The sequence below is a fragment of the Hydrogenophaga borbori genome, assembly GCF_003417535.1.
Classification (GTDB): domain Bacteria; phylum Pseudomonadota; class Gammaproteobacteria; order Burkholderiales; family Burkholderiaceae_C; genus Hydrogenophaga; species Hydrogenophaga borbori.
In genome coordinates this window covers 209,142-229,695 of the sequence record NZ_QVLS01000011.1, presented here as the reverse complement: position 1 = coordinate 229,695, position 20,554 = coordinate 209,142, and the positions used below count along the sequence as shown (strand labels likewise).

Here is a 20,554-nt window from a genome sequence, read left to right as displayed (position 1 = left end):
TTGACCAGCGCCACGCCGTTGCCCGCCGACAGCACCGTGGGCCGCTGGCGGCCCGGCGCGTTCGGGTCGGCCACGATCTGTGACCACGCCGGCGCACCGACCGACCATGCCCCCATGGCCACCGCCATGGCCATGCACTGAAACACCGTACGCTGGCGCGTCTTGCTGCCCATCCCCTGCCCCCTGATGCGAGTCACAACGCCGCGCCAAGGGCACGGAATGCACGATCACATCAGCGCGAGGCAGAACGCCGAATACCGCCTCAACAGTAGTTGGGGAAAGCTTTAGCGATTCTTGAGGCCAGTCGCACCCCCCGCCCACTGTCGTGGGCAGGTTCCATCACCGCTCATTCACGGTGAGCCGCACCCCGTCAGGCTCACTGGCGCGGCGCGGTGGTCGCGGGCGCGCTGCTGCCCGGCGGCGGCGTCACGACATTCGAGGGCTGGACGGACGGCTCCGGCGCCAGTCGCTTCAGTTCTTCTTCGGTCAGCACCTCGAATACGCGAACCACGCGCTGCACGCCGTCCACGTTGCGGGCCACATGGGTGGCGCGCTCGGCTTCCTTGGCGGTGACACGGCCCATCAGATAGACCACGTTGTTGGTGGTGGTGACCTTGATGGCGGTGGTGGGGATGTCGCGTGCGTCCACGAAACCCGCCTTGACGCGGCCCGTGATCAGGGTGTCGGTGGTGCGCTGCGAGAAGCCCGGCGAGTTGATCACCTGCAGTTCATTGACGATGCTGCGCACGTTGTCCACGCCCGAGACGATGCTCTGGGCCTGGGTCTTGGTGGCCTCGTTCTGCACCTCACCGGTGAGCAGCACCTGGCGGTTGTAGCTGTTGACGTAGACGTTGGCGCGCCCGCCCAGCTGCTCGCGGATGCGGCTGCCGGCGCGCATTTCGATGGTCTGGTCCTCCAGCTGCGTGGCCGAGCTGCGGCGGTCGGAGGCCACCAGCGCCGTGCCCACGGCCGCGCCGCCCAGCACCAGCGGCGCGCAGGCGGACAGCACGAGCGACAGGCCGACAGCCCCCAGCACGGCGGTGCCCAGGCGGGTTCGGTTCGCGGAAGGTCGGGTCGTGGTCATGCGGGGTTCTCCGTGTCGATGGGGGTGGAATCGGGCAGGCCGAGCAACTGGGCGTCGAGGCCGTCGGCCAGGCAGTGCAGCACCAGCAACTGCACCTCGAGCACGCGCGAGGCCTGCTCGTGGGGGATGCCAATGTGCACGTCGGTGTCGCGCAGCAGGGCGGCCACACGGCCACCGCGCGCGCCGGTGAGGGCCACCACGGTCATCTCGCGCTCGTGCGCGGCTTCGATGGCAGCCACCAGGTTGCCGGCCTGGCCGTCGGTGCTGAAGACCAAGAGCACGTCGCCCGCCAGGCCCAGGGCGTGGATCTGGCGCGCGAAGACCTGTCGGCCGTCGAAATCGTTGGCGATGCCGGTGAGCACGGCGGCGTCGGCCGACAGCGAGAGCGCGGCCAGGCCAGGGCGGTCGCGTTCGTGGCGGCCCAGGATGTGCACCACGAATTGCTGAGCCAGCGCGGCACCGGCGCCGTTGCCGCAGGCCAGCACCTTGCCGCCGCCCGTGAGGCCGGCCAGCAAGGCCGACACCGCGGCCTCGACCACGGGGGCGAGCACCGGCGCGCTCTGGTATTTGAGGTCGGCGCTGTCAATGAATTGCTGCTGGATGCGCTGCAAGAGCATGGGGCGATGATAGCCGTGGGCCTCGTGTCAAAAAGAAAACGGATCGCTGGCGTCGAATGCCGCGCGCAGCCATCGAAGCTCTCCGCCGTCGCCGTCGATGAGCACGGCGTCGAAGCGTGTCCGTGGCATGGACCGCTGCCGCGCCAGAAAGTGCCGCGCCGCGAACACGATGCGCCGGCGCTTCGTGGCGTCGATGCTCGCGGCCGCGCCGCCATAGGCCCCCGATCGGCGCTGGCGCACCTCGACGAAGACCAGCGTGCCGTCGGGCTCCCGCATAATCAGATCGATCTCACCGCCGCCACGCCCCGGTGTGCGGAAGTTGCGCTGCACCAAGCTCAGCCCCTGGCGCTGCAGGTGCGCCAAGGCCCTGTCCTCGGCCCGCTGGCCGGCCTCGCGCGCCGGCTTCGGCGCCCCTGATGGAAACCACCGCACGTGTCACCCCCTGCCCTTGAACTGCTTCACGCCGCGCGCGCCGCGGCGGGTGCGCAGCATTTTCCGCAGGGCGCGCTGTACATGCTGGCCACCCCTATCGGGAACCGCGCCGACATCGGCCTGCGCGCCCTGCACGTGCTCGACCTGGCCGACTGCGTGGCCTGCGAGGACACGCGCCACACCGCCGCCTTGCTGCAGTCCTATGGGCTGCACAAACCGCTGATCGCGGCGCACGAGCACAACGAGAGCGAGGCCGCGGTGCGCGTCGTCGCCCTGCTGCGCGAAGGCCAGCGCGTGGTGTACGTGAGCGACGCCGGCACGCCCGGCGTGAGCGACCCCGGCGCGCGCCTGGTGGCCGCCGTGCGCGACGCGGGCCTGCGCTGCGTGCCGGTGCCCGGCCCCAGCAGCCTGACGGCGCTGCTGAGCGTGAGCGGCCACACGGGTTGGGACGGCGGCTTCCGCTTCGCCGGCTTCCTGCCGGCCAAGGGCGCGGAACGTCAGCGCGGGCTGCAAGCCATCGCCGACGACCCGCAGGCCTGCGTCCTGCTCGAAGCGCCGCACCGCATCGAGGCGCTGGCGCGCGACCTGGCCGCGGCCCTGGGGCCACGGCCGATCACGCTGGGGCGAGAGCTGACCAAGCAGTTCGAGGAGGTGGTGCACCTGGCGGCCGACGCCCTGCCGGACTGGCTGGCGGGCGACGCGAACCGCGTCCGCGGCGAGTTCGCGCTGCTGGTGCACCCGCGCGAGGCGTCAACCACCGACGAAGGCGCCCTGCCCGAGTCCGCGCTGCGCGTGCTCGACCGCCTGCTGGTGGACCTGCCGCTCAAGGCGGCGGTGAAAGCGGCCGCCGACATCAGCGGCGCGCCGCGCAACGCGCTGTACGAGGCGGCGCTGGCGCGCCGCGCGCCGCCGCCTCAGGGCTGAGGCCGGCGCGGCTCGTCGACCTCGCGCGCATCCACGTCCACCACCTCGCCGCGCGGCGCGGCGCCTGGCGCGGCCGGGCCGGCGCGCCACACGCCCTGCGAGTACTGGCGCGAACGCTCGCGCATGCGGCCAAACACCACCAGCGGCGCCGGCCGGCGCCCGGTGAGCAGGGCCCACAGCGACATGCCCGCCACGGCGAGCACCGAGGCCAGCAGCAGGCTCACCAGGAAGACCGCCGCGGCCAGGCCCAGCGCCAGGCGCAGTGCAACACCGGCGACGCGGCCCAGCAGATCGGCAACAGGGTTCATGGGTGAAAGAGCGGATGGGGTCACGTGAGTTCCGGTGTCCCGCGGCGGAAATGCGGGTGAATCCGGCACCTGGGGACGGGCACGGCCATTGCAAGGCCCGCCCGTCGGCGGCGATCGTTCGCCACCAGGGACTGCTATTCTCCCCCACGCCCATGAAATCGACCCTGACCCGAACCTTCCTGCGCGGCCTGATCACCTTCCTGCCGGCGGCCCTCACGCTGTACGCGCTGTACCTGCTGGTGGCGTGGACCGAATCGCTGGCGCGCGCGCTCATCAGCCCCTTCGTCGGCGACTTCTACCTGCCGGGCCTGGGCATCGTCATCGTGGCGGCGCTGATCTTCGGCCTGGGCGTGCTGGTGTCGCGCCCCGAGGTCGCGCGCGTGCTCTCGGTGGCGGAGCTGCCCTTCACCAACCTGCCGGTGGTCAAGAGCATCTACTCCTCGCTGAAAAACTTCGCCGACTACTTTGCCCCGCACGACAAGGATCACCCGCAGCAGCAGGTGGTGTTGCTGCGCGCACCGGGCGGCGAGATGTCCATCGTCGGCCTGGTGACGCGGCAGAACTTCAGTGGCCTGCCCGGCGCGCTCGGTGAACTCGATCAGGTCGCCGTCTACCTGCCCATGGGCTACATGATCGGCGGGTACACGGTGTTCGTGCCGCGCAACTGGGTCACGCCAGTCGAGATGTCGGTGGAGGAGGCCATGCGCTCGTCGCTGATCGCCTGGATGGCCTCGGCCCGCGACAACGGCCGCGAGCCCGCACCCAATGCCCCGCCCCCACCGGGGCGCGAACCCTACTGAAGCGAGGCGGCGCGCGGAACTCGCCGGCGACCAGCGCTTCGAAACCGCCATGGCCAGCCCCGCCCGCACCCGCCGCTCCCTGCTGCTCGGCAGCGCCGCGCTGATCGCCACCCCTGGCTGGCTGAGCCCGGCCATCGCGCAAGGCGGCCTGCGGCCAACCCCCCGCCAGACCGAGGGCCCCTTCTACCCCGTGGCCTTGCCCGCCGACACCGACGCCGATCTGCTGCGCAACGGCCAGGTGCGCTATGGCAAGGGCCAGGCCGCCTGGGTCGAGGGGACGGTGGTCGATCTGGACGGCCGGCCCCTGCAGGGCGCGGTGGTGGAGATCTGGCAGTGTGACGCGGACGGCCACTACCACCACCCCGGCGACGGCGACCGCGCCGATCCGGCCTTCCAGGGTTTCGGTCGCGCGGCGCTGGACCGCGAGGGCCGCTACCGCTTCCGCACCCTGCGCCCCGTGCCGTACACCGGGCGCACGCCGCACATCCATGTGAAGGTGAAACTGGATCGCCTGGAGCTGCTCACCACCCAGCTCTACGTGCAGGGCGACCCCGGCAACCCGCGCGACGGCCTCTGGCGCCGGCTGGACGAGGCCGGCCGCGCGGCGCTCACGCGGCCGTTCACGCCCGACGGCGATGGCGTGAAGGCCACATTCCCCATCGTCGTCCAGGCCTGATGCAGCGCCGATAGCATCGGCGTCCACCATGGATTCACTCACCCAGATAGCGCTCGGCTCCGCCGTCACCATGGCCGTCATGGGCCGGCGCACCGCCGCCTGGAAGCCCGCCCTGTGGGGCGCCATCGCCGGCACCCTGCCCGACCTGGACGCCTTCATCGACCACGGCGACGCCGTGCTCAACATGGTGCTGCACCGAGGCGAATCGCACGCGCTGTTCTACCTCACGCTGCTTGCGCCGCTGCTGGCCTGGGGGGTGTCGCGCCTGCACGGCGAGGGCGCGCTGTTTCGGCGCTGGTGGCTGGCGCTGTGGCTGGCCCTGGTCACGCACCCGCTGCTGGACACCATGACGGTCTACGGCACGCAGCTGCTGCTGCCCTTCAGCAACCACCCCTTCGGCGTGGGCAGCGTGTTCATCATCGACCCGGCCTACACGCTGCCCCTGATCGTGGGCGTGCTGTGGGCGCTGTCGGCGCCACGCACCGGGCTCAGGGCCAACGCCATCGGGCTGCTGCTGAGCAGCGCCTACCTGGCGTGGAGCGTGGCGGCGCAGCACCACGTGGCCCAGGTCGCGCGCGACTCGCTGCGCCAGCAGGGCATCGCGGCCGATCGCCTGCTGGTGACGCCGGCGCCCTTCAACACCGTGCTCTGGCGGGTGGTCGCCATGGGCCCCACGCAGTACGCCGAAGGCCACTACTCGCTGTTCGACGACGGCAGCACGATCGACTGGCGCCGCTACACCCGCGGCGCCGCGCTGGCCGAGCGCCACGCCAGCGTCGACGGCCTGCGGCGCATGGCCGCGTTCACCCACGGCTTCTTCCGCGTCCTGGAAGACGGCGGCCGGCTCTACGTCACCGACCTGCGCATGGGACAGGAGCCGCACTACACCTTCCACTTCGACCTCGGCACCGAAGCCGAGCGGGCGAACGGGCCACGCGCCTCGCGCCTGGAGGGCATGCGCATCGACGTGGCGCAGGGCCTGGACTGGTTGTGGCGCCGCCTGTGGGGCGAGCGGGTGGCGCCACCGGGGCTGCGGGCCCAGGCCGACTGAACGCCGGCTACAGCAGCCACTCGATGGGCAGCAGCGACAACAGGCCGATCCAGGCGCTGCGCCCCAGCCCGACGCCGGGCTCGCGGGTGTGGCGGATCTCGCGCCCGCCGTCGCCGCGCTCGATCCAGACCAGGCCGCCCTGCCCGTCCAGACGCACCGCGTAGGCGGCGGCCGGGATCTCGCGCTCGAACGCGCGCTCCACCGCCTGGGCCATGGCCGGGCTGTCGATGATGAAACCGAGTTCGGTGTTGAGCCGCACCGAGCGTGGATCGAAGTTCATGGAACCCACGAACACGCGCTGGCCGTCGATGGCGAAGGTCTTGGCGTGCAGGCTGGAGCCGGAGCTGCCCATCAGGCCGGAGCGCCCGGGCACCGTGGCGCCGCGCCGCATTTCATACAGCTGCACGCCCGCGCGCAGCAGCGCCTGGCGGTGGCGCGCATAGCCCGAGTGCACCGCGGACACGTCGGTGGCCTCCAGCGCATTCGTGAGGATGCGCACGCGCACGCCGCTGGCGGCCAGCCGGGCGAACACCTCCACGCCCGCGTCGGTGGGCACGAAGTACGGCGACACCAGGTCCAGCGAGGCCCGCGGCGGGCGCGCCAGGATGCGGCGCAGCTGGTGGGCCAGCAGGTCCTGGTCGCGCGCCTGCCCCAGGCCTTTGCGCGGGTCGTCGCTGACCATCTCCACCTTGGCCCACAAGGGCTCCAGGGTGCCCGCCAGCAGATCGGGCAGGAAGCGCGACGCGCGCAAGGCCTCGGAGAAGCGCGCCGCGCGCGGATCCTGGCGCGCCAGCGCCTCGCTGTCCGGACGCGCGTCGGCCGCGCGGGCAGCGGGCACGATGCGATCGATGGGGTAGGACGAACCGCTGGCCCAGTAGCGGTCGAAGTCCGCCGACAGGTCGGGCAGCACCGCGCCGGTGGCCAGCACGTCGAGGTCGGCGAAGAGCACGCCGTCGGTGGCGCCGAAGTACTCGTCGCCCACGTTGCGCCCGCCGATGATGGCCGCCTGGTTGTCGGCGATCAGCGCCTTGTTGTGCATGCGCCGGTTGGCGCGCGAGAAGTGCGTGAGGTAGCCCAGGGCCTTGGGGTGGCGCACCGAAAACGGGTTGAACAGCCGCACCTCGATGCCGGGTTGGGCGTCGAGCGCGAGCAGCGTGGCGTCCATGGACTGGCCGTTGTCGTCCAGCAGCAGGCGCACGCGCACGCCGCGCGCGGCCGCCTGGCGCAGCTCGTCCAGCAGGGCGTGGCCGGTGATGTCGTCGCGCCAGATGTAGTACTGCACGTCCAGCGTGCGCTCGGCGGCGCGCGCCAGCAGCATCCGCGCCGCGAAGGACTCCAGCGCGTCCCCCAGCGGCAGGATGCCGGACTGCCCCGGGTGGGCCGCCGCCTGCGGCGCCAGGGCGCGGCCCAGCGCGGTGCCGGCCGCTTCGGCCGGCGCCAGGGCATGGGATTCGGTTCGCCCGTCCAGCGGGGGCAGTGCGCAGGCCGGCAGCAGGACGGACAACATGGCGATCAGGCCGGCGGTGGCGGCGCGGCGCAGGCGGGCGGGGCCAGGTGTCGCACGCACGTCGCTCAGGTCAGCAGCAGCGCGATGGCGATGATGGCCACGCCGATGACCAGGTTGACCAGCACCCATTGGCGGATCGAGGCCATCGCCGCGCCGGCGGCCGGCCAGTCGCTGGCCGCCACGGCGCGCGACAGGCGCTTGAACAGGGCGAAACGGATGTGGCCGAAGATGGCGATCATCAGGATGCCCAGTGCGCCCATGAGGGTCCAGTCCAGCGGCATGGCGAAGTTCACGCCCGCCTGCACCGACTCCTTGGCCACGCGGCCGATCATCCACAGGCCGGTGACCAGCGCCAGCAGCGCGGCCACCAGCACGCCCCGGAAGAAACGCTGCATCACCGCGTGCAGCAGGCGCAGGCGCTCGGGCGGCGGCAGCACCGTCACGGAAGGCCGCAGGCAGATATGCGCGAAGGCCATGCCGCCGACCCAGAAGACGATGGCGAGCACGTGGAGGAGTTTGAGGACGGCGTAGAACATGGCGATCGGGTGAGGAGGGGAAGAAGACGGCCGGCGGAGCGCCCGGGGCATCGTAGCAAAGGGCGTTCGGGGCAGCGGCCCGGTCCCGGGTCGGTGATATCGTGCGCAGCGCCGCCACAACCCCTACCGACCAGGAGACCCCAGCGAATGCCATCGATCAGTCCCCTGTTGCGCAGGGCCATGGCCTTGCTCGCCCTTGGAAGCCTGGCCGCCTGCGGCGGCAATTCCTCTCCCTCACCCGTCCCGCCCCCAGCGCCCGCCCCCCCGCCCGCACCAGCGACCACGCTCAGCCTCAGCGTGTCGCAGCTGGCCCTGGCGGCGTCGGGCCAAGCGCGAACCCTCACCGTCACCAACACCGGCGCCCATACCGCGCTGGACCTGGCCCTGAACGCCACGGGCCTGCCCGCCGGCACCAGCCCGATCTCGACCTGCGGCGCCACGCTGGCCGCGGGCGCGAGCTGCGCCGTCACGGTCACGCCGGGCGCCACGGCCACGGCCACACCGGGCAATGCCGCGCCCACGTCCGCCGTGCTCGAGGTGGAGGGCAGCAACACCAACAGCGTGAACGCGGCGCTCCAGGTGATCACCTTTGGCAGCTGGTACCAAGGCGGCTGGGTGTTCGACGTTGACGACACCACCGTCGTCAGCGGCAGCGTCGGCGGCAAGGTGGCCGCGACCAGCGACGCCACGCCGGCCGGCGACTGGGGCCCTGCCAGCCTCACGGGCGCCGGCAGCCTGACCGACGGCGCCAGCAACACGAACCAGATCGTCACTGCCCTGGGCGCCACCCCGTCCGCCGCAGGCCGTTGCCAGGCCAGCGCGGCGGGCGGGTTCAGCGACTGGTACCTGCCCGCCCTCTGCGAACTGGGCTACACCTTCGGTGGCGGCGCCTGCGGCACGTCGGCGGCACCGCTGCTCGCGGGCAACATGCAGAGCCGCCTGAAGGAGAACGGCGACATCGGCGGCATCGCCGACAGCTGGTACTGGAGCTCCACCGAGGCCGCGGTCTCGCCCATCACCTCGGCGCACCTGCACCGTTTCGACCCCACGCTGACGCAGCAGGCCATCGTCAACAAGTCCAACGTCTACCCGGTCCGCTGCGCCCGCGCCCTCACCCCCTGAGCGGCCTCACACGTCGGCCGTCACCCCCGCCTGCCGCCGCTGCAGGCGGTAGGGTGGCAGGCCCTGCAGCATGCGCCGGCCATAGCCCTGGCGCAGCAGGCGGGCGTCGTAGCAGACCACGGTGGCCTCGTCGGTCTCGGTGCGCAGCGCGCGCCCGGTCCACTGCAGCAGGCGCGCGCCGGTGGCGGGCACCACAAGCTCGCTGAACGGGTCGCGGCCCTGGCTCTTGAGCCATTCGGCGCGCGCCTGGCCCACCGGGTCGCTGGGTGAGGCGAAGGGCAGCTTGGTGATGAACACCCATTCGCACAACTCGCCCGGCAGGTCCAGGCCTTCGCCGAAGGACTGCAGGCCGAACAGGATGGAGGCCTCGCCCTCGCCCACGCGCTGCGCGTGCCGCTTGAGCAGCACCGTGCGCGAGGCCTCGCCCTGCGCCAGCACGCGCTCGCGCAGGCGCGCGTGCTCGCCGCGTTCCAGCAGTTGCTGGGCCGATCGCATCTGCGCGCGCGAGGTGAACAGCACCAGCGCGCCGCGCCGGACCTCGCGCAGGTCGGCCAGCAGCAGGTCCAGCATCTCGCGCGTGTAGCCGTCCACGTCCTTGGGGTCGGCGCGGGTCTGTACCACGACCAGGCGGCCTTGCCTGGCGTGGTCGAAGGGGCTTTGCACCTCGCGCGTGGCCACGGCGGCGTCCCAGGCCAGGCCGGCCTCGTGCAGGAAGTGGTCGAAGCCGCCGCAGGTGACCAGCGAGGCCGAGGTGACCACCGCGCCGCGCACCTGGCGCCACAGGTGGCCGCTGAGCAGGCTGCCCGGTTGCAAGGGACAGGCGTGCGCGCTCATGGCCACCATGCCGCGCTCCACGCGGGCCTCGATCCACTTGGCCTGCGGCGGCGCGCCCTCGCTGGCCAGCAGCAGCCACTGGCTGGTGGTGTCGTGCAGGCTTTGCAGACGCGGCGCGAAGCGGCCGATGCGCGCGTAGTGCTCGGCGCAACGCGCGGCCTCGCCAGGGTTGTCGCGCGCGTTGGCGCGCAGCTGCGTGGCCAGGGCCTCGGCCAGCTTGAGCAGGCGCTGGGCGTGCCCCTGCAGCTGGGCCAGGGGCTCGGCCCAGCCGGCCGGCAGGGCACCCGCGTCCAGGCGGTGCACCAGCGGCGGCGCCTCGGCCGGGTGTTCGCGCACGGCCGGGCCGAGCAGGTCCATGCCCAGGCGCGCCAGGTCGGCCAGCGCGGCCTTGGCGCCGCGCGTGGCCTCGGCAAGGTCCAGGTCGTGGCGGTGCGCGATGGCCCGCGCGACCTCCTCGAAGGCCTTGGGCAGCGGGTCGAGCCAGCCGGCGCGCATCAGGTCCATCTGCGACGTGAACTGGCCCTGGGCCACCGAGGGCAGGTGGTGCGCCTCGTCCAGCACCAGGTAGCAGTCGGCTGGCGCCGGCAAGGCGTGCAGGCCCAGGGTGGACAGCAGCAGGTCGTGGTTGACCACGATCACCTGCGCCTGCGCCAGCCGGTTGCGCGACTGGTAGTAGCTGCAGCTGTTGTAGGCCGGGCAGTGGCGCGCGGTGCAGGTGTGGCGCTCGGCCGCCACGGGCGCCCAGAGGGCGGCCTCGGGGGGGTCGTCGAGGCGGTCGCGGTCGCCGTTCCAGTCGCCCTGGTCGAGCGCGATGGTCCACTGCGCGTACTGGCGCGCGCGCTGCGCCCAGTCGTCTTTCGCGGCGCTGCCGGCCGGGCCGGCGCCTTCCTCGCCGAACAGGTCGGCGTCCTGCGGATCGCCGCCGGCCAGCTGGTCCAGCTTGAGCCGGCAGACGTAGCGCCCGCGCCCCTTGGCCAGCGCGTAGGCAAACGGCTGGGGCAGCAACGCGGCCAGCGCGGGCAGGTCCTTGTTGACGAGCTGTTCCTGCAGCGCCACGGTGGCGGTGCTGATGAGCACGCGCTTTTGCTGCGCCAGCGCCAGCGGGATGACCGTGGCCGCGTAGGCGGCCGACTTGCCCACGCCGGTGCCGGCCTGCACCACGGCGATGCCGCGCTCGGGCGCGCCGGCCTCGCCCGAGACGCTGTCGTCGCCCAGCTTCACGCCGGCCAGGGTTTCGGCGATGAAGGCGGCCATCTCGCGCTGCCCGGGGCGCGCCCGGAAGCCCGGCGCGTGCGAGACCACGTGGTCGAATGCGGCCAGGGCGATCGCCTCGCGCGCCAGCGCCCCCTGGGGGGCGTTCGCTGGGTCGTCGCGGTGCTCGGCATTGATCATGGAGCCGGGCATTGTCGCCGAGCCCGGGAATGGCCCCGGATTCATGTTGCGGTGCAACAATGGGCCATGACCAAGCCAGCCGTTCCCGCCAACAAAACCCCGATCGACCTCGCGCTGCAAGGCGGCGGCTCGCACGGCGCCTTCACCTGGGGCGTGCTGGACCGCCTGCTGGAGGATCCCTCCCTGCGCCTCACCGGCATCAGCGGCACCAGCGCGGGCGCCATGAACGCCGTCGCCCTGGCCAGCGGGCTGATGGAAGGCGGGCGCGACGGCGCGCGCGCCGCGCTGCGGCGGTTCTGGACGCGCGTGGGCGAGATCAACCCCTTCGGCGGCCTGGAGTCCGCGCCGGTGGCGCCCTGGCTGGACCCGGACAGCCCCTGGGCCGCGCCCTGGCTGGGGCCGGTACGCTCCTACGCGCAGTGGCTCAGCACGCAGGCCTCGCCCTACCAGCTCAACCCGCTCAACCTCAACCCGCTGCGCGACATCCTGCGCGACACGGTGGATTTCGACCGCGTGCGCGCCTGCCACCGCACCCAGCTCTTCATCGCCGCCACGCGGGTGAAGACCGGCGAGCTGCGCATCTTTCGCCAGCACGAGCTCTCGGCCGACGTGATCCTGGCCTCGGCCTGCCTGCCGCTGCTGTTCCAGGCGGTGGAGATCGACGGCGAGGCCTACTGGGACGGCGGCTACGCCGGCAACCCCTCGCTGCTGCCGCTGCTGGAGAGCCCGGGCGACGACCTGCTGCTGGTGCAGATCAACCCCGCCGCGCGCGAGGCGCTGCCGGTGCGCGCGAGCGAGATCCTGGACCGCATCAACGAGGTCACCTTCAACGCCAGCCTGATCAAGGAGCTGCGCAGCATCGCCCTGCTCAAAGAGTTGCTGGCCGCCGAGGGCTGGGTCGCGCGGCAGTTGCGCAGCCCCGTGTTCCGCCGCATCGCCGCGCTGCGGCTGCACCGGGTGGACGGCGGCGCCGAACTGGCCGCCCTGGGCGCGGGCAGCAAGACGCGCACCGATCCGGCCTTCCTCGAGCGCCTGTTCCAGCAGGGCCGCGGCACGGCCGAGGCCTGGCTGGCGCGGCACCGCGCCGACCTGGGCGTGCGCGGCACGCTGGCGCTGGAGACGGACGCGGGCGGCGGCACGGGCTGAGCGGCCGTCCCCAGCGCGGGGTGGCGCGATCACCGGCGGGCTGCTAAGGTGCCCGCCCAATGAGCGAACACCCGCCCGTTCCGAGCACCGGACAGCGCCTGCACGCGCTGGACAACCTGCGCGCCCTGCTCATGTGGCTGGGCATCGTGTTGCACGTCGAGGCCATCTACGCCACCCAGCACCTGCCCAACGCCTGGCGCGACGAGCAGCGCACCCTGGTGGCCGACGTGGTGGTGTCGTCCATTCACGCCTTTCGCATGCCGGCCTTCTTCATCATGGGCGGTTTCTTCGCGGCGCTGCTGGCGCGCTCGCGCGGCCCCGACGGCCTGCTGCGCCACCGCCTGCTGCGCCTGGGCCTGCCCTTCGCGCTCTTCTGGCCCCCGCTCTGGCTGGCCTCGGGCCTGGCGGCGCTGTTCTTCATGAACCGCATGGTGCTGCACCGCTGGGGGCTGGACCCCGGCGTGCTGCCCGAGCTGCCCATCCTGGGCGGCCCCAACACCATCCACCTGTGGTTCCTGTGGATGCTGCTGTGGCTGTGCGTCTTCACCGCCGCGCTGTGGCGCCTGCCGCGCGCCTGGTTCGCGCCGGCCGAGGCGGCGCTGGCCTGGCTGGCGCGCCAGCCCTGGGCCTGCTTGGCGCTGGCGCTGCCGCTGCTGCTGGCCAGCGCGGCCTACCCGAACGCCGTCCTGCAGCCCGCCGGCGCCTTCCTGCCCGAGTGGAACGAATGGCTCTACTACGGCAGCTTCTTCGTCTTCGGGCTGATGCTGCACGGGCGGCAGGCCGAGCTGTTCGCGCGGTTCCAGCGCCACTGGGCGGGCTACGCGGTGGCGGGCCTGGCCTGCTACCTCATCGCCTTTGCCGTGGCGCTGCGCCAGGGCCCGGCGCTGCTGATCGGGTACAGCTACCACTGCATCGCCTGGCTCTGGAGCTTCGCCGCCATCGGCCTGGCCCTGCGCTGGCTGTCCTCGCGCCAGGCGGTGCTGGGCTACCTCGCGGACAGCGCCTACTGGGTCTACCTGGTGCACTACCCGCTCACCATCCTGTTCGGCGCCCTGCTGTTCGAGCAGCCTCTGCCCGCCGCGGCCAAGATCGCGCTCAACATCACCGCCACCACACTGGTCTGCCTGGGCAGCTATGCGCTGTTCGTGCGCCACGGCGGGATCAGCCAGCTGCTCAACGGCAAGCGCCACCCGCGGCGCCCGCGCGGGCCCGCGCGCGAACCGGCCTAAACCCATGCGCATTTCGGCATCGCTCACCCACGCACCGGGCCAGCACCAGGTGGTTCTGCGCACGGGCGACGCCGAGCACACGCTGGCCGTCGCGGCCAAGGCCGCGGGCGGCGGTTCGGCCACCAACGGCGGCGAGTTCCTCATGCTCGCCCTGGCCACCTGCTACTGCAACGACCTGTACCGCGAGGCCGCGCGCCTGGGCGTGGTGCTGGAGCGGGTGGAGGTGCAGGCCGAGGCCGAATTCGCCGGCATCGGCCTGGCCGCGCGCAACGTGCGCTACCGGGCGCGGGTACAGTCGCCCGCGCCACCGGACACCATTGCCCGGCTGCTGCGCGAAACCGATGCGGTGGCGGAGGTGCACAACACGCTGCGGCAAGGGGTGCCCGTCCAGCGGATCGACGGCGGCCCCACCTGACACGACCCTTTCCATGACCCATTCCATCGAACACCAGGAAGCCGGCAGCACCGGCGCCTTCTTCATCCCGCAAGGCGGCGAGCGCCTCGCCGAGATGACCTACAGCCGCACCAACCCCACGCTGATCATCATCGACCACACCCACGTCGACGAGCGCCTCAAGGGCCAGGGCGCGGGGCGCCAGCTGCTCGACGCGCTGGTGGCCTGGGCGCGCGAGACCAAGACCCGGGTCGTCGCGCTGTGCCCCTTCGCCAAGGCCCAGTTCGACAAGGACCCGTCGATCCGCGACGTGCTGGTCTGAGCCCGCTCAGAGGCTGCTCATCAGCCCGCGCACCAGCTCGCTCACGCCGTCCCACACGATCTGCACGCCCAGGCACAGCAGGATGAAGGCCGACAGGCGCAGGAAGATGATCGCGCCGGCCTCCCCCAGCGGCCGCAGCAGGTGCTCGGCGTAGCGGAACGCCAGGTACAGCAGCAGGCCGATGACCAGCAGCGCGAGCACGCCGCCGCCGATGTTGGCCAGCGCCAGGCCCACGCGGTCGTTGCTCAGCGACACCCCCACGGTGATGGCCGCGGCGATGGAGCCCGGGCCGCAGCTGATCGGAAAGGTCAGCGGGTAGAAGGCCTGGCGGCGTGCCATCTCGGGCGTGAAGGCGTCGGCCAGTTCGGTGCGGCTGTCCGCCGTGGACTGCGTGGCGGTGAGCAGGCGCCAGGCGGTGGCCGCCAGGATCAGCCCCCCGCCCACGCGCACGATGGGCAGCGAGATGCCGAAGAAGGCCAGCACGTGCGAGCCCACCAGCATGCTGCCCACCATGAGCGCGAACATGTTGCGCGCGATCTTGCGCGCCAGCATGGCGCGCGTGCGCTCGGACGCGCCCTCGGTGAGGCCGAGGAAGATCGGCGCCGTGGCCGCCGGGTTGAGGATGGGCAGCAGCGCGGCGAAGACGAACAGGAAGCTCTTGCCGAACGCCAGGCTCAGTTCGAAGCTCATGGCCCCCTCTTCCCGTCGCCGCCCTGGGGCGGCTCCACCATCTCCCGCATGCGCCGGCGCAGCGCGCGCTCGCGGCGGTTCTCCTCGGCCCAGTCGTCGCGCACGCCGCGCCACAGCGCCACGGCCATCAGCACGATCACCACCGCGAACGGCACCGCGAACACGATGGTGGCCGTCTGCACGGCCTTGAGCCCACCGGCCAGCAGCAGCGAAATCGCGATGCCCGAGATCAGCGCGCCCCAGATCAGTTTGACCCGCGCGCGCGGGTTCTCGTCGCCGCCCGTGCTCATCATGCTCAGCACCAGCGTGGCCGAATCGCCCGAGGTGACGAAGAACACGACCACCAGCACGGTGGCCGCCACGCTCATGACGCCGCCCAGCGGCAAGGCCTCGAACATCGCGAACAGCGCCGTGGACACATCGGCGTTCACCGCCTCGGACAAGGGAACGCCGCGCATCACCTCGAGCGTGAGCGCCGTGCCACCGAACACCGAGAACCACAGGAAGCCGGCCAGCGTGGGCGCCAACACCGTGCCGAGCACGAACTCGCGCACGCTGCGCCCGCGCGAGACGCGCGCGATGAACAGGCCCACGAAGGGCGACCAGCTCACCCACCAGGCCCAATAGAAGATCGTCCAGCCGCCCACCCAGCCGCTGTCGCGGAACGGGGTCATGCGCAGGCTCATGCGCACGAACTCGCTCACGTAGCTGCCCAGCGTGGTGGTGAAGGTATCGATGATCGCCACCGTGGGGCCGAGCACGAAGAGCGTGAGCGCCAGCAGCGCCGCCAGCAGCAGGTTGGCGTTGGACAGCCACTTGATGCCCCGCCCCACGCCCGACACCGACGAGCCCACGAACAGCACCGTGGTGACGGCGATGATGCCGACCTGCCAGGCCGGGCCCACCGGCACGCCGGCCAGCGCGGCCAGGCCGCTGTTGATCTGCAGGGCCCCCATGCCGAGCGAGGCGGCCACGCCGAAGGCGGTGGCGATGACGGCCAGCACATTGACCAGCGGCCCCAGGTGCCGGGCAAAACCCCAGGGCAGCGACTCGATCGCCGTGCTCACCTGCGCCGAGCCGCCCTTGCGGAACTGGAAGAAGGCGATGGCCAGCGCCACCACGCTGTACACCGCCCAGGGGTGCAGGCCCCAGTGGAAGAAGCTGTAGCGCATGGCGGCGTTGGCGGCCTCGGGCGTCTGGGGCGCGATGCCGGGCGGTGGGTTGCCGTAGTGCGAGATCGGCTCGGCCACGCCCCAGAACACCAGGCCGATGCCCATGCCGGCGGCGAACAGCATGGCGAACCAGGAGCCGAGCGAGAACTCGGGCTCCTCGTCCTCGCCGCCGAGCTTGAGGTCGCCGTAGCGGCTGAACGCGAGCACCAGGGCCATGACCACGAGGCCGAGCACCACCCACAGGTACAGCCAGCCGAAATCGCGCGTGATGACGGCCAGCAGCGTGTCGAACACCGAGCCCAGCGAGGCCGGTGAGAGCACGCCCCAGAGCACGATGGCCAGGATCAGTCCGACCGAGACGATGAGTTGCATGGGGTCTTCTCCTCCAGATCGATGCCACACCATACACGCCCGGCCCGCTGGAAAACTCTTTTCCAGGCGACCCGCGCCGCGCCACCGGGACGATTCTGGCGGTCCAATCCCGCATCGGCCAGGCCGCGGCGCCGGCCCCTGCGAATCAGACCCGAGGAGAAACGGTGAAGGAACTGCAAGACGCCCAGCGCGCGGGCGCGACGATCGACGTGGACGTGCTCATCGCGGGCGCCGGCCCCTGCGGCCTCATGCTCGCCAACGAACTGGGCCTGCGCGGCATCCGCTGCCTGGTGGTGGACCCGAAGGCGACCACGGCCTTCAACCCGCAGGCCAATGCCACGCAGGCGCGCACCATGGAGCACTTCCGGCGCATCGGCATCGCGCAGGAGATCCGCGCCATGGGCCTGCCGGGTGACCACCCGACCGACATCGCCTACTTCACGCGATTCGCCACGCACGAGCTGGCGCGGCTTCGCCTGCCCACGGCGGCGCAGGCCAGCGAGCACGTGCGCGGCCTGCGCGGGGCCTGGAACGCGGCCGAGCTGCCGCACCGCGTGTCGCAGAAGTTCGTGGAAGCGGTGCTGCGCCGCCACGCCGAGGCGCGCACCGGCCGGCCCGTGGGCTTTGGCTGGCGGCTGGTGGACTTCGAGCAGGACGCCGAGGGCGTGAACGCGCGCGTGGCCCCGGCCGACGGCAGCGGCGCCGCCGTGGCCGTGTGCGCGCGCTACCTGGTGGGCGCCGACGGCGCGCGCAGCGTGGTGCGCCAGGCCCTGGGCATCGCCTACGGCGGCGCCACCGGTGTGCAGCGCGAGTTCATGGGCGGGCGCATGTTCGCGGTCTACCTGCGCGCGCCCACGTTCTACGAGCAGTTGCCGCACGACGTGGCCTGGATGTACGTGAGCGTGAACCACGAGCGGCGCGTCTTCATGGCCTCGGTGGACGGCCAGGGCGAGTTCGCCTTCCACGCGGCCGTGCACGCACACGAAGACCCGTCGGACTGGACGCACGAGGACGCGAAGCGCCTGTTCGCGCAGGCCAGCGGCATGGACTTGCCCGTCGAGGTGCTGTCCACCGGCACCTGGATCGCGGGCCACTCGCTGGTGGCCGATCGGTACCAGCAGGGCCGCGTGTTCCTGGCCGGCGACGCGGTGCACCTGTTCACGCCCACCGGTGGCCTGGGCTACAACACCGCCGTGGGCGACGCGGTGAACCTGGGCTGGAAGCTGGCATCGGTGCTGAAAGGGCTCTCGGCCCCCGCGCTGCTGGACAGCTACGAGACCGAGCGCCGCCCCATCGGCCTGCGCAACACGAACTACGCGCGCGGCTTCGCCGATTCCATCGGCCTGTTCCAGACCACGGCCGCACTCGAGGCCGCCGGTGCCGAGGGCGAGGCCCTGCGCGAACACGCCAGCGCCGTGCTCAACGAGCACGTGCGGCGCGAGTTCAACATCCCCGGCGTGACCTTCGGCGAGCGCTGCGACGGCTCGCCCCTGGTCTTCAGCGACCCCGGCCGCATCCCGCCCGACGCGGCCAACCACTACGAGCCCACCAACAACCCCGGGGGCCGCCTGCCGCACGCCTGGCTGGGCGGCGAGCGCTCGCTGTTCGACGAGCTGGGGTTCGAGTGGACCGTGCTCGCGCCACCCGCGCTGCGGGCCGAGGGACAGGCAATGGCCGAGGCCGGACGGGCGCGCGGCCTGGACGTGGCGCTGCGCTGCCCCTCGGAACCCGAGGCCGCGCCCGTGCTGGACGGGCAACTGCTGCTGGTGCGGCCCGATCAGGTGGTGGCCTGGCGCGGCCGCGAGGCGACCGAGGCGGCGGCGGTGTGGCGCCGCGTGGCCTGCACGGACTGAGCCGTTCGGGGGCGCGGCCTCAAGCGCCCTCGCGCCCGCCCCGCCGCTGCCAGTCGTCCCACACCGGCACCAGCGCCACCACCGTGAGCGCCACCGCCAGCGGCACCGTGAAGCCGTAGCCCAGGCGCTTGAAGCCGTAGGCGCCCACCACCCCGCCGCCCACGAAGGCGCCCAGCAGGCCGCCCAGCACGCGCATGCGGTCGCGGTCGGCGCGCACCACGGGCTGGGCCCCTTCGGCGCGGTTCCAGTACAGCAGCTTGCCGAGCTCGATGCCCAGGTCGGTCACCACGCCGGTCATGTGCGTGGTGCGGATGACCGCGTTCGACAGCTTGGTCACCACCGCGTTCTGCAGGCCCATGATGAAGCACAGCAGGGCCACGGTGGCCGGGATCAGCAGGCCCTCGAAGCGCGCGAGCCAGGCGCCCATCAGGCCAAAGCACAGGATGAGCAGGGCCTCCAGCAGCAGCGGCAAGGCGTACTCGCTGGCCATGGCGCGCCGGCGCGCGAAATTGACCATCACCGCGCAGCACATGGCGCCCAGCAGGAAAGCCAGCACCGCCGCCAGCGCCGAGGCCACCAGCGCGCCCTCGCCCAGCACCAGGTGGTCGGCCATGGACGAGACCAGCCCGGTCACGTGCGAGGTGTACTGCCGCACGGCCAAAAAACCGCCCGCATTGATGGCCCCGGCCACGAAGGCCAGCAGCAGCCCCACCTGGCGGTTGGCCGCCAGCGTGCGCTCGCGGCCGACGAGGAATCGCGCGTATTGGATGGGCATGGGAACACTCCGGGATCGCTGTCGTGGCCCCGATTGTCCCGCGCCCCCAGGCGCGCCTTCAGTTCTCGTGGACCAGGCGGTACAGACCGACGTCGACGCGCCCGGCCAGAAAGCCGGCCTCGCAGTAGCCGAGGTAGTACTCCCACAGCCGCTTGAAGCGCGCGTCGAAGCCCTGGGCCTCGATGGCCGGCCACTCGGCCTGGAAGCGCCGCCGCCAGTCGGCCAGCGTGCGCGCGTAGCTGTGGCCAAAGCGCAGCTCGGTGCTCAGGCGCAGCCCCGCCTGGCGCGCCTGCTGCGCCATGCGCTCGGGCGAAGGCAGCATGCCGCCGGGAAAGATGCAGCGCTGGATGAAGTCCGGGTTGTCGCGGTAGCCCTCGAAACGGCGCTCGTCGATGGTGATGGCCTGCAGCACGGCCACGCCAGCGGGCTTGAGCCGCTCGCGCAGCGTGGCGAAGTAGACCGGCCAATAGGCCTCGCCCACGGCCTCGATCATTTCGATGGAGACCACGCGGTCGTAGCGGCCCTCGACGTCGCGGTAGTCCTGCAGCCGCAGATCGACCCGATCGGCCACGCCCCAGGCAGCGGCGCGCTCGCGCGCGAAAGCCAACTGCTCGGTCGAGAGCGTGACGCCCACCACCTCGGCGCCGCGCCGCGCCAGCGTGGCGGCCAGCGTGCCCCAGCCGCAGCCGATCTCGAGCACGCGCTGGCCCGGTCGCACGTCCAGCAGCCCGAGGATGCGCTCCAGCCGGCGCGCCTGCGCGGCCTCCAGCGAGTCCGCCGGCCCGTCGTACAGCGCGCTCGAGTACAGCATGCTGCCGTCCAGCCAGCGCTCATAGAAGCGGTTGCCCAGGTCGTAGTGGGCGGCGATGTTGTGGCGGCTGCCGCGCCGCGTATTGGCGTTGAGGCGGTGCAGCAGCCGCGCGAGCCAGCGCGCCGGCGCGGGCGCGGAGATGGCGCCGTCCAGCGCGGCCTCGTTCGCCAGCCCGAAGGACAGCAGGGCCACCAGATCGGGGGTGCTCCAGTCGCCGTCGCGGTACGACCAGGCCAGGCCCAGGTCGCCCTGCTGCAGCAGGCGCAGCAAGGGGCGCCAGCGGTGCAGGCGCAGTTCCGCGCTCGGGCCGGGCGCGGCGCCCTGCGCCTGCAGGCGCGCGCCGTCGGGCAGGGTCAGGAGCAGACGGCCGGCGCGCACGCGCGACAGCAGCCGGCGCAGCGGCGCCTGGCGCAGGCCCGAGGCGTCGCCGCTCAGGGTGGCCGCCGGCGCCGCCGGCGCCGCATGGTGGGGGGCGGGCCGCAAGGAGGGGGTGTCGTGGGACATGGG

21 protein-coding genes are annotated in these 20,554 nt (G+C 72.4%); 10 read left to right on the top strand and 11 right to left on the bottom strand.

Features of this window, described 5'->3' with window-relative positions; all coding sequences use genetic code 11:
• Positions 1-376 precede the first annotated feature (376 nt).
• Genes DY262_RS17295 through DY262_RS17285 form a run of 3 tightly spaced genes read right to left on the bottom strand, consistent with a single transcriptional unit; the run spans position 377 to position 2,133 of the window.
• Entirely contained in the window at positions 377-1,084 is a 708-nt protein-coding gene (locus tag DY262_RS17295) for a BON domain-containing protein (protein WP_116960343.1), read from the bottom strand.
• A complete protein-coding gene (locus DY262_RS17290) occupies positions 1,081-1,701 on the bottom strand; it encodes an SIS domain-containing protein (protein ID WP_116960342.1) in 621 nt (206 codons plus the stop codon). The genes DY262_RS17295 and DY262_RS17290 overlap by 4 nt, the downstream gene beginning before the upstream one ends.
• A gap of 27 nt (positions 1,702-1,728) precedes the next feature.
• Positions 1,729-2,133 (bottom strand): YraN family protein, encoded by a 405-nt coding sequence (locus DY262_RS17285; RefSeq protein WP_116960341.1) that lies wholly within the window; start codon positions 2,131-2,133, stop codon positions 1,729-1,731.
• A gap of 81 nt (positions 2,134-2,214) precedes the next feature.
• On the opposite strand from DY262_RS17285, the gene rsmI reads away from it, so the two are divergent.
• Positions 2,215-3,057, top strand: coding sequence for a 16S rRNA (cytidine(1402)-2'-O)-methyltransferase (gene rsmI, locus DY262_RS17280; RefSeq protein ID WP_116960353.1), 843 nt, complete (start codon positions 2,215-2,217; stop codon positions 3,055-3,057).
• Here the strand turns inward: rsmI and DY262_RS17275 are convergent.
• Positions 3,048-3,365, bottom strand: a complete 318-nt coding sequence (locus DY262_RS17275; RefSeq protein WP_116960340.1) for a hypothetical protein — start codon at positions 3,363-3,365, stop codon at positions 3,048-3,050. The two genes, rsmI and DY262_RS17275, sit on opposite strands and share 10 nt — an antisense overlap.
• Before the next feature lie 152 nt (positions 3,366-3,517).
• On the opposite strand from DY262_RS17275, the gene DY262_RS17270 reads away from it, so the two are divergent.
• From DY262_RS17270 to DY262_RS17260, 3 genes are read left to right on the top strand one after another with little or no spacing between them, the layout of a single operon-like run.
• On the top strand, positions 3,518-4,165 hold the full coding sequence (locus tag DY262_RS17270; RefSeq protein WP_116960339.1) for a DUF502 domain-containing protein: 648 nt from the start codon (positions 3,518-3,520) through the stop codon (positions 4,163-4,165).
• 49 nt (positions 4,166-4,214) lie between these two features.
• Positions 4,215-4,841: a dioxygenase family protein gene (locus tag DY262_RS17265; RefSeq protein ID WP_116960338.1), complete on the top strand. Its 627-nt coding sequence runs from the start codon at positions 4,215-4,217 to the stop codon at positions 4,839-4,841.
• A 28-nt stretch (positions 4,842-4,869) separates the two neighbouring features.
• Positions 4,870-5,892 carry a metal-dependent hydrolase gene (locus tag DY262_RS17260; protein WP_116960337.1) on the top strand — a complete coding sequence of 341 codons (1,023 nt, stop codon included), beginning with the start codon at positions 4,870-4,872 and terminating at the stop codon, positions 5,890-5,892.
• Between the two features lie 7 nt (positions 5,893-5,899).
• Here the strand turns inward: DY262_RS17260 and DY262_RS17255 are convergent, their stop codons facing one another.
• Both DY262_RS17255 and DY262_RS17250 read right to left on the bottom strand, forming a co-directional pair.
• Positions 5,900-7,399, bottom strand: a complete 1,500-nt coding sequence (locus tag DY262_RS17255; RefSeq protein WP_181936548.1) for a phospholipase D family protein — start codon at positions 7,397-7,399, stop codon at positions 5,900-5,902.
• 65 nt (positions 7,400-7,464) lie between these two features.
• Positions 7,465-7,935, bottom strand: a complete 471-nt coding sequence (locus tag DY262_RS17250) for a CopD family protein (RefSeq protein WP_116960336.1) — start codon at positions 7,933-7,935, stop codon at positions 7,465-7,467.
• A 147-nt stretch (positions 7,936-8,082) separates the two neighbouring features.
• Here DY262_RS17250 and DY262_RS17245 point away from each other — a divergent pair, with 147 nt between their 5' ends.
• Positions 8,083-9,057: a hypothetical protein gene (locus DY262_RS17245; protein WP_147326263.1), complete on the top strand. Its 975-nt coding sequence runs from the start codon at positions 8,083-8,085 to the stop codon at positions 9,055-9,057.
• Positions 9,058-9,063: 6 nt separating this feature from the next.
• Here the strand turns inward: DY262_RS17245 and dinG are convergent, their stop codons facing one another.
• Positions 9,064-11,283, bottom strand: coding sequence for an ATP-dependent DNA helicase DinG (dinG, locus tag DY262_RS17240; RefSeq protein ID WP_245981069.1), 2,220 nt, complete (start codon positions 11,281-11,283; stop codon positions 9,064-9,066).
• Positions 11,284-11,349: 66 nt separating this feature from the next.
• On the opposite strand from dinG, the gene DY262_RS17235 reads away from it, so the two are divergent.
• Genes DY262_RS17235 through DY262_RS17220 form a run of 4 tightly spaced genes read left to right on the top strand, consistent with a single transcriptional unit; the run spans position 11,350 to position 14,374 of the window.
• Positions 11,350-12,429: a patatin-like phospholipase family protein gene (locus tag DY262_RS17235; protein ID WP_116960334.1), complete on the top strand. Its 1,080-nt coding sequence runs from the start codon at positions 11,350-11,352 to the stop codon at positions 12,427-12,429.
• A 59-nt stretch (positions 12,430-12,488) separates the two neighbouring features.
• A complete protein-coding gene (locus DY262_RS17230) occupies positions 12,489-13,658 on the top strand; it encodes an acyltransferase family protein (RefSeq protein ID WP_116960333.1) in 1,170 nt (389 codons plus the stop codon).
• A 4-nt stretch (positions 13,659-13,662) separates the two neighbouring features.
• Positions 13,663-14,073 carry an OsmC family protein gene (locus DY262_RS17225; RefSeq protein ID WP_116960332.1) on the top strand — a complete coding sequence of 137 codons (411 nt, stop codon included), beginning with the start codon at positions 13,663-13,665 and terminating at the stop codon, positions 14,071-14,073.
• Positions 14,074-14,086: 13 nt separating this feature from the next.
• Entirely contained in the window at positions 14,087-14,374 is a 288-nt protein-coding gene (locus DY262_RS17220; RefSeq protein WP_116960331.1) for a GNAT family N-acetyltransferase, read from the top strand.
• Positions 14,375-14,380: 6 nt separating this feature from the next.
• Here the strand turns inward: DY262_RS17220 and DY262_RS17215 are convergent, their stop codons facing one another.
• Entirely contained in the window at positions 14,381-15,064 is a 684-nt protein-coding gene (locus tag DY262_RS17215; RefSeq protein ID WP_116960330.1) for a MarC family protein, read from the bottom strand.
• Complete coding sequence (locus DY262_RS17210) at positions 15,061-16,608, bottom strand: BCCT family transporter (protein ID WP_116960329.1); 1,548 nt, start codon at positions 16,606-16,608, stop codon at positions 15,061-15,063. Before DY262_RS17210 ends, DY262_RS17215 begins: the two co-directional genes overlap by 4 nt.
• A 164-nt stretch (positions 16,609-16,772) precedes the next feature.
• Between DY262_RS17210 and DY262_RS17205 the strand changes: the two genes are divergently transcribed.
• Positions 16,773-18,461, top strand: coding sequence for an FAD-dependent monooxygenase (locus tag DY262_RS17205; RefSeq protein ID WP_245981065.1), 1,689 nt, complete (start codon positions 16,773-16,775; stop codon positions 18,459-18,461).
• A gap of 19 nt (positions 18,462-18,480) precedes the next feature.
• On the opposite strand, the gene DY262_RS17200 is transcribed toward DY262_RS17205, so the two are convergent.
• Positions 18,481-19,236 carry a YoaK family protein gene (locus DY262_RS17200; RefSeq protein ID WP_116960328.1) on the bottom strand — a complete coding sequence of 252 codons (756 nt, stop codon included), beginning with the start codon at positions 19,234-19,236 and terminating at the stop codon, positions 18,481-18,483.
• 58 nt (positions 19,237-19,294) lie between these two features.
• Complete coding sequence (locus tag DY262_RS17195) at positions 19,295-20,551, bottom strand: SAM-dependent methyltransferase (RefSeq protein WP_116960327.1); 1,257 nt, start codon at positions 20,549-20,551, stop codon at positions 19,295-19,297.
• Positions 20,552-20,554 lie beyond the last annotated feature (3 nt).

Coding starts and splice junctions, on each gene's coding strand:
- DY262_RS17295 (WP_116960343.1), bottom strand. CDS start 1,084: ATGACCACGACCCGACCTTCCGCGAACCGAACCCGCCTGGGCACCGCC.
- DY262_RS17290 (WP_116960342.1), bottom strand. CDS start 1,701: ATGCTCTTGCAGCGCATCCAGCAGCAATTCATTGACAGCGCCGACCTC.
- rsmI (WP_116960353.1), top strand. CDS start 2,215: ATGCTGGCCACCCCTATCGGGAACCGCGCCGACATCGGCCTGCGCGCC.
- DY262_RS17275 (WP_116960340.1), bottom strand. CDS start 3,365: ATGAACCCTGTTGCCGATCTGCTGGGCCGCGTCGCCGGTGTTGCACTG.
- DY262_RS17270 (WP_116960339.1), top strand. CDS start 3,518: ATGAAATCGACCCTGACCCGAACCTTCCTGCGCGGCCTGATCACCTTC.
- DY262_RS17265 (WP_116960338.1), top strand. CDS start 4,215: ATGGCCAGCCCCGCCCGCACCCGCCGCTCCCTGCTGCTCGGCAGCGCC.
- DY262_RS17260 (WP_116960337.1), top strand. CDS start 4,870: ATGGATTCACTCACCCAGATAGCGCTCGGCTCCGCCGTCACCATGGCC.
- DY262_RS17255 (WP_181936548.1), bottom strand. CDS start 7,399: ATGTTGTCCGTCCTGCTGCCGGCCTGCGCACTGCCCCCGCTGGACGGG.
- DY262_RS17250 (WP_116960336.1), bottom strand. CDS start 7,935: ATGTTCTACGCCGTCCTCAAACTCCTCCACGTGCTCGCCATCGTCTTC.
- DY262_RS17245 (WP_147326263.1), top strand. CDS start 8,083: ATGCCATCGATCAGTCCCCTGTTGCGCAGGGCCATGGCCTTGCTCGCC.
- dinG (WP_245981069.1), bottom strand. CDS start 11,283: ATGATCAATGCCGAGCACCGCGACGACCCAGCGAACGCCCCCCAGGGG.
- DY262_RS17235 (WP_116960334.1), top strand. CDS start 11,350: ATGACCAAGCCAGCCGTTCCCGCCAACAAAACCCCGATCGACCTCGCG.
- DY262_RS17230 (WP_116960333.1), top strand. CDS start 12,489: ATGAGCGAACACCCGCCCGTTCCGAGCACCGGACAGCGCCTGCACGCG.
- DY262_RS17225 (WP_116960332.1), top strand. CDS start 13,663: ATGCGCATTTCGGCATCGCTCACCCACGCACCGGGCCAGCACCAGGTG.
- DY262_RS17220 (WP_116960331.1), top strand. CDS start 14,087: ATGACCCATTCCATCGAACACCAGGAAGCCGGCAGCACCGGCGCCTTC.
- DY262_RS17215 (WP_116960330.1), bottom strand. CDS start 15,064: ATGAGCTTCGAACTGAGCCTGGCGTTCGGCAAGAGCTTCCTGTTCGTC.
- DY262_RS17210 (WP_116960329.1), bottom strand. CDS start 16,608: ATGCAACTCATCGTCTCGGTCGGACTGATCCTGGCCATCGTGCTCTGG.
- DY262_RS17200 (WP_116960328.1), bottom strand. CDS start 19,236: ATGCCCATCCAATACGCGCGATTCCTCGTCGGCCGCGAGCGCACGCTG.
- DY262_RS17195 (WP_116960327.1), bottom strand. CDS start 20,551: ATGTCCCACGACACCCCCTCCTTGCGGCCCGCCCCCCACCATGCGGCG.